8 protein-coding genes and 1 pseudogene are annotated in these 6,538 nt (G+C 67.6%); 4 read left to right on the forward strand and 5 right to left on the reverse strand.

The window, feature by feature from the left end; genetic code table 11:
• Nucleotides 1–26: 26 nt before the first annotated feature.
• Nucleotides 27–1,787, reverse strand: a complete 1,761-nt coding sequence (locus G3N62_RS23505) for an autotransporter assembly complex family protein (RefSeq protein ID WP_226194189.1) — start codon at nt 1,785–1,787, stop codon at nt 27–29.
• Between the two features lie 302 nt (nt 1,788–2,089).
• Between G3N62_RS23505 and G3N62_RS23510 the strand changes: the two genes are divergently transcribed.
• The 4 genes from G3N62_RS23510 (at nt 2,090) to panD (ending at nt 4,686) form a co-directional block, all read left to right on the forward strand.
• Nucleotides 2,090–2,278 carry a DUF3460 family protein gene (locus tag G3N62_RS23510; RefSeq protein WP_006478107.1) on the forward strand — a complete coding sequence of 63 codons (189 nt, stop codon included), beginning with the start codon at nt 2,090–2,092 and terminating at the stop codon, nt 2,276–2,278.
• A 4-nt stretch (nt 2,279–2,282) separates the two neighbouring features.
• On the forward strand, nt 2,283–3,155 hold the full coding sequence (locus G3N62_RS23515; RefSeq protein ID WP_034186260.1) for a ScpA family protein: 873 nt from the start codon (nt 2,283–2,285) through the stop codon (nt 3,153–3,155).
• A gap of 260 nt (nt 3,156–3,415) precedes the next feature.
• Nucleotides 3,416–4,255: a pantoate--beta-alanine ligase gene (panC, locus tag G3N62_RS23520; RefSeq protein WP_034186335.1), complete on the forward strand. Its 840-nt coding sequence runs from the start codon at nt 3,416–3,418 to the stop codon at nt 4,253–4,255.
• Nucleotides 4,256–4,299: 44 nt separating this feature from the next.
• Nucleotides 4,300–4,686, forward strand: a complete 387-nt coding sequence (panD, locus tag G3N62_RS23525; protein ID WP_031398432.1) for an aspartate 1-decarboxylase — start codon at nt 4,300–4,302, stop codon at nt 4,684–4,686.
• 92 nt (nt 4,687–4,778) lie between these two features.
• Here the strand turns inward: panD and G3N62_RS23530 are convergent, their stop codons facing one another.
• The 4 genes and pseudogenes from G3N62_RS23530 to G3N62_RS23545 all read right to left on the reverse strand — a co-directional run.
• A complete protein-coding gene (locus G3N62_RS23530; protein ID WP_049028496.1) occupies nt 4,779–5,447 on the reverse strand; it encodes a ParA family protein in 669 nt (222 codons plus the stop codon).
• A gap of 137 nt (nt 5,448–5,584) precedes the next feature.
• A complete protein-coding gene (locus G3N62_RS23535; protein ID WP_049028495.1) occupies nt 5,585–5,998 on the reverse strand; it encodes a DoxX family protein in 414 nt (137 codons plus the stop codon).
• A gap of 149 nt (nt 5,999–6,147) precedes the next feature.
• The gene (locus G3N62_RS23540) at nt 6,148–6,285 is read right to left on the reverse strand and encodes a hypothetical protein (RefSeq protein ID WP_167361873.1); all 138 of its coding nucleotides are present in this window, start codon (nt 6,283–6,285) and stop codon (nt 6,148–6,150) included.
• 82 nt (nt 6,286–6,367) lie between these two features.
• A pseudogene (locus G3N62_RS23545) lies at nt 6,368–6,538 on the reverse strand (cobyric acid synthase CobQ); the annotation flags it as partial.

The raw sequence follows: 6,538 nt of genomic DNA on the forward strand, positions 1-6,538 counted from the left end.
GGTTCGTCGTCGATGAAGCGGTACGGTCAGAAAGCGATGCCGAGCGTCAGGTACGGGCGCACGCTATGGTTGCGCAGCCCGTACGCGACGTCGACGTTGATCGGGCCGACGGGGCTGCGCCAGCGCGCGCCGACGCCGACACCCGGGTAGAACACGCGCTCGCCCCACGCATCGGTCGCGGTGCCGATGTCGAAGAAGGTCGCGGCGCCCCAGTCGCGGTTGAACCAGTGCTGGTATTCGGCGGTGCCCGTCATCAGGTACTTGGTGGGCAGCACGGAGCCGCCCACGCTGTTGCCGATGCTCTGGTAACCGTAGCCGCGCACCGAGTTCGAGCCGCCCGCGCGGAACAGCAGCGACGCCGGCACGCCGGTCGAGCTGCCGCTCGTGAACACGCCGCCGAGCTCCGCGCGGAACACGAACAGGTCACGCTTGCCGACCGGCAGGTACTGCTGCCCGCGCGCGTAGCCGCGGATGAAGCTCTGGTCGGTCAGCACGCCCTTCACCGCGAAGCCGGCCTCCGCGTGGATCAGGTTCCCCGAACGCGGGAACAGCGGATCGTCGACGTTGCGGCGCGTCCATGCCCATTGCGGCACCAGCGCGCGGCTCGTGGTCGGCCCCGCGCTGTTCTGGTCGAGCCGGTCCTGGTAAAACATCAGCGAATACGAATAGTCGATGAACTGGCCGGTGCGCGTGCGCTGCGCGCCGACCCGCGCGCTGTAGATGCGCGTGTCCGACACGTTGGTATTCGTATAGGACGCGAGCAGGCTGTTGGTCCAGCCCTTCTCGCCCGGCGGCATCGACAGCTGGACCTGCCCGTACTGCTGGATCTGGTCGAGCCGGCCCGACACCGTCAGCGGCCACGCGGCGCCGAACGTGTCGAGATACGTGTAGGAGCCCTGCACGTGCGGTCCGGTATCGGTGGCGAAGCCGACGCCGCCGCGGATGTTGTTGTACGGGAACTCGCTGACCTTCACGTGCACGGGCGTGCGCTCGGGCTTCGACGTATCGTCGCCGACGTCGATCGCGACGCTCGCGTAGTACGGCGTGTTCTGCAACTGCCGCTGCAGTTCGGTGATCCGTCGCACGTCGTAGATCTCGCCTTCCGACAGCGGATTGACGTTCGTGACGATCTTCTCCGGATAGCGGCGCACGCCGTCCACGTCGACCTTGCCGATCGTGAACGTCGGGCCGCTGTCGAACGTGACCGCGAGCGTCGCGCGCTGCGTGCGCGGATCGATGCGTGCCTCGGACGACGCGATCTTCGCGCCGAGATAACGGCGCGACTGCAGCTGCCTGAGCGCCGCGTCCTTCGCGCCGTCCCAGTCGGACTGCGTGAACGGGTCGCCCGGCTTCAGCGAGAACGCGAAACGGGTCGCGGCCTCCTGCTTCGGATCCTCGGTGTCGACGGGCCCCTTGAACGTCAGGTCGACCGTCGACACGACGGTCTGCTTCCCCGGATCGACCGCGATGCGCACGTCGCGCTTGCCGTCGCGCGTGCGCACGTCGGTCCGCACGACCGGCGAGAAATAGCCGGCCGTCGCGGTCAGGTCGCGCACCTGCTGCGGCGTGGCGGTCACGAGGAAGTCGAACTGGTCGTCGCTGATGTCGTCGCGCTTCGCGAAGCGCGCGATATCGAGATGCGACTTGAGGAGCTTGCGGATCGAGCGCGGCGCGTCGATGTCGACGTCGTACTTCGCGTGGGCCGGCAGCGCGAAGCACGCGGCGAGGCACCCGGCGAGGGCCGCCCGCGCGATGCCGGCCGCGGCGCCGGCGCGACCGCGCGCCACGCGCGGACCCGCGTGATGCACCGTAGGTGCTTGCTGGTTCGACTGCCCCGCCAAATATGACCTCGCCGTCCTGGATTGTTACGGTTTCGTGGAAAACCCTGTATTTGACCACAGGGCGCGGGCGCCAAAGCCAAACGATTGTGAAAGAGTGCAGGGTCCGGCACGACCGCCGAACCCCGCACGCCGGCGGCCGACCCGCGGATTCGACGCGCGATTGGCGCCGGCTGTTCCCCGCGATGCGGTAAAATCCCGCCATCGCGAATCCGGCGCATCGTGCGCCGCCCGAAACGGAAGATCCAGCCATGCCGTACCAGTCCGACGTCACGCAATTCCTGAACCAGCTCAAGCAGCAGAAGCCGACGCTCGAAGAAGAGCAGCGCAAGGGCCGTTCCCTGCTGTGGGACAAGCAGCCGATCGATCTCGAAGAGCGCGCCGAGCAGCAGGAATCGCGCGTGAAGCAAACGTCGTACGTCTACTACCAGAACTTCTGACGACGTGAGCGCCGCCGACGAGGCCAGCGCCGCCCGACAGGACGACGCGATCGCCGCGCCCGCGGGCGCCGATTCGACGCCCGACACGGTCGACGGTGTCGCGGCGTTCGCTCGCCTGTACGGCGAGCCGCTCTTCAAGCTGCCGCAGGATCTGTACATCCCGCCCGATGCGCTCGAGATCTTCCTCGAGACGTTCGAGGGCCCGCTCGACCTGCTGCTGTACCTGATCCGCAAGCAGAACTTCAACGTGCTCGACATCCCGATGGCGCAGGTCACCGCGCAGTATCTGGGTTATGTCGACCAGATCCGCACGTCGAACCTCGAGCTGGCGGCCGAGTACCTGCTGATGGCCGCGATGCTGATCGAGATCAAGTCGCGGATGCTGCTGCCTGTCAAGAAGGCCGACACCGGCGAGGAAGCGGAAGATCCGCGCGCCGAACTCGTGCGCCGCCTGCTCGAGTACGAGCAGATGAAGCTTGCCGCGCAGCGGCTCGACCAGTTGCCGCAGCTCGGCCGGGACTTCCTGCGCGCCGAGGTCTACATCGAGCAGAGCATCACGCCGCGCTTCCCCGACGTGAACTCGGACGACCTGCGCGCCGCATGGGCCGACGTGCTCAAGCGCGCGAAGCTCGTCCAGCACCACAAGATCTCCCGCGAGGAGTTGTCGGTGCGCGAGCACATGAGCCTGATCCTGCGCCGGCTGCAGAACGCGCGCTTCATGGAGTTCGCCGACCTGTTCGACACGTCGCGCGGCGTGCCGGTCGTCGTCGTGAACTTCATCGCGATGCTCGAACTCGCACGCGAATCGCTCGTCGAGATCACGCAGCCCGAACCGTTCGCGCCGATCTACGTGCGCCTCGCGTACCTGCCCGCGTAACACCCGCCCCCGCTGCTTCCCGTTCCCCGGCGCCTCGCCACGCTCGCCGCCGCGCCGCGGCGGCTGGCCGTCGGGCGGGTTTCCGCCACGCCCGGATAAAAAGTGAACGATCGTTCTTTTATCGGTGCGTCCGGCGGCCAAATCCTCTACAATCCGCCGACGCCGATGCGCCGCCCGCGCGCCGGCGTGCTCCGCTTCGACCCCGACGCCGCTGCCGCGGCGCCAACGCGCGCATGCGCGAGGAAACCCGCTACCCGATCATGAAAGTCATCAGCTCGATCCAGGAACTGCGCGACCAGCTGCGCGGACAGAACCGCACGGCGTTCGTGCCGACGATGGGCAACCTGCACGAAGGGCACCTGTCGCTGATGCGTCTCGCGCGCCAGCACGGCGACCCGGTCGTGGCGAGCATCTTCGTCAACCGGCTGCAGTTCGGCCCGAACGAGGATTTCGACAAGTACCCGCGCACGCTGCAGGACGATATCGAGAAGCTCCAGAAGGAAAACGTCTACGTGCTGTTCGCGCCGACCGAGCGCGACATGTACCCGGAACCGCAGGAATACCGCGTGATGCCGCCAGACGATCTCGGCGGCATCCTCGAAGGCGAGTTCCGGCCCGGCTTCTTCACCGGTGTATGCACGGTCGTGTCGAAGCTGATGGCCTGCGTGCAGCCGCGCGTCGCCGTGTTCGGCAAGAAGGACTACCAGCAGCTGATGATCGTGCGCCGCATGTGCCAGCAGCTCGCGCTGCCGGTCGACATCATCGCCGCCGAAACCGTGCGCGACGAGGACGGCCTCGCGCTGTCGTCGCGCAACCGCTACCTGTCGACCGACGAGCGCAAGGAAGCGCCGGAGCTCGCGAAGACGCTGCAGCGCATGCGCGAAAGCGTGCTCGGCGGCGAGCGCGATCTCGGCAAGCTCGAGCAACAGGCGCGCACGCACCTGGCCGAGCGCGGCTGGGCGCCCGACTATCTGTCGATCCGCCGCCGCGCGAACCTGATCGCGCCGAGCGCCGCCGAACTCGAAGCCGGCGAGCCGCTCGTCGTGCTCGCGGCCGCGAAGCTCGGCGCGACGCGCCTCATCGACAACCTGGAAATCTGACGGGCGGCCCGCCCGCGCCTCTCATATCGCATCACGGAGACACCATGCAGCGCCACATGCTCAAATCGAAGATCCACCGTGCGGCGGTCACGCACTGCGAACTGCACTACGAAGGTTCGTGCGCGATCGACGAAGACCTGCTCGAAGCCTCGAACATCGTCGAAAACGAACGGATCGACATCTGGAACATCAACAACGGCGAGCGCTTCTCGACGTACGCGATCAAGGGCGAGCGCGGCAGCGGGATGATCTCGCTGAACGGCTCGGCCGCGCGCCGCGCGCAGCTCGGCGACCTCGTGATCATTGCAGCGTTCGCGATGGTCGACGAAGCCGAACTGCAGGCCGGCTGGAAGCCGAAGCTCGTGTTCATCGACGACGGCAACAAGATCAAGGGCCACCGCGATCACGTGCCGACGCAGAACTGGACGTAACCCGGCTGCCGCCCACAGACAAAGGGCCGGATCCCGTACGGCACGGGATCCGGCCCTTTTCGTTTCGTCGTGCGTGCGCGGCGGCTGCGCGCTCAGGAGGCCTTGGCGATCTTCTCGGCCTTTTCCGCCTTCGGCGGCCGGCGCTCGGCCCATTCGACGATCGGCCGCCACTGTTCGAGATCCTTCTCGACGCGGCTCTTCGCGACGTCCCACAGCGTCAGGCCGTGCGCGGCGATCTGCACGTAGTTCTGCGTGTCGCGCACGTAGCCGAGCACCGGCAGGCCGAGCCCTTCGACGAAGCGGTGCAGCTGGTCGGACGAGCGCGTGCGCGCGTCGACCCGCATCCCGACGATCCCGACCTCGACGCTGCCCTTGCGCACGGCCTTCTCGCCGGCCAGGCGCTCCAGAAACTGCTGGGTCGCGAGAATATCGAACATCGACGGCTGCAGCGGCACGATCACCTTGTCGGCCAGTTGCAGCGCGAGGTTGAGGCGGGTGCCGTGCAGGCCCGCCGGCGTGTCGATCACCGCATATTCGAGGCCGCGCGGCGGCTTCGACGGCGCGTCCGGGTCGAGATCCCACGCCTCGATCGGCGGCAGGCCGGCCGGCCGCAGGTCGAGCCACGCATGCGCGGACTGCTGCCGGTCCAGGTCGGCGAGCGCGACCCATGCGCCCTGCGCCGCGAAATAACCGGCGAGATTGGTGGACAGCGTGCTCTTGCCCACGCCGCCCTTCGGATTCGCCACCACGATCACCGTCATGAATTCCCCCGAAGAAGCCACGCGGCGCCGGCCGCATGGCTGGCGCCGCTCGATTGCGGATACAGGGAGCGATGATATCGGCAAACGGGGTGTCACCGGAACGGGTTGCGCCGATCCGCACACCACTTTCGTCCGACTTACGCGCGCCGGACCGCGGCCTCCGGCGCGCCGATCGCGAACGCGCCGCCGCCCAGCAGCGCCTGCACGGCCAGCGTGACGGCCCAGAACGCCGGATATTCCCAGCCGCCGTGCGGCGACGCGAAGCTCCAGCCGTTCGGCAGATGGGCGGCGGTCGCGCCGAGCATGAACGGCAGCAACACGAGCGCGGCGACGCGCACGCGCACGCCCGCGAGCAGCGCGAGGCCGCCCGCCAGCTCGACGAACGTCGTCAGGTAGGCGAGCCAGCCCGGCAGGCCGATCGACGCGAAAAACTGCGCGGTGCCGGGCAGCGTGAAGACGAACACCTTCTGCGCGACGTGCGCGAGGTACAGCACACCGAGCGTGACTCGCAGCAGCGTCGCGGCGAAATCGTTCAGGCGATTGGCGTTCATGGCGGATTCCTTCATGAGTGGATAAGAATGGATCGCACTCTATTCGAATCATTTCGACCGATAAACACGCCAATTCGCTTTAACTATCTCCAAACAGGAACGAATCGGATTAAAAAAAAGGCATGACCGATCATGCCCGTTGCGATACGTCAGTAGCCGCGCTTGCCTTGAGTCGCGTCGCCCGAGCCGGACGGGCCGCCGGGCGCCGGCGAATCGCACGCGTGCGCCACCGCCGACACGCCCAGCAGCGCCGCGAGCAGCACGCTCCACCACCATCGAGCCTTCATCGTCGCACACCTGCGGGCGGACCTCAGCCCTCCTCTGTTGTACGCGATCGGACGGAAAAAGCGAGAGCCGGCCGCCCGCGCGTCAACGAAATTCGGCGTACAGCGCGTCGAGATCGAGATGGTCGGCGAACGTGTCGGCCAGCCGCTCGAGCGATGCCTCGCGCAGCGCCGGATAGTCGATGCGCGCCGCGCCGTCGAGCCCGGCCCAGGCGAGCAGCGCCGCGCAGGCGTCGGGCGCGTCGAACAGCCCGTG

The organism is Burkholderia sp. Tr-20355, assembly GCF_017104685.1.
Taxonomy (GTDB): domain Bacteria; phylum Pseudomonadota; class Gammaproteobacteria; order Burkholderiales; family Burkholderiaceae; genus Burkholderia; species Burkholderia seminalis.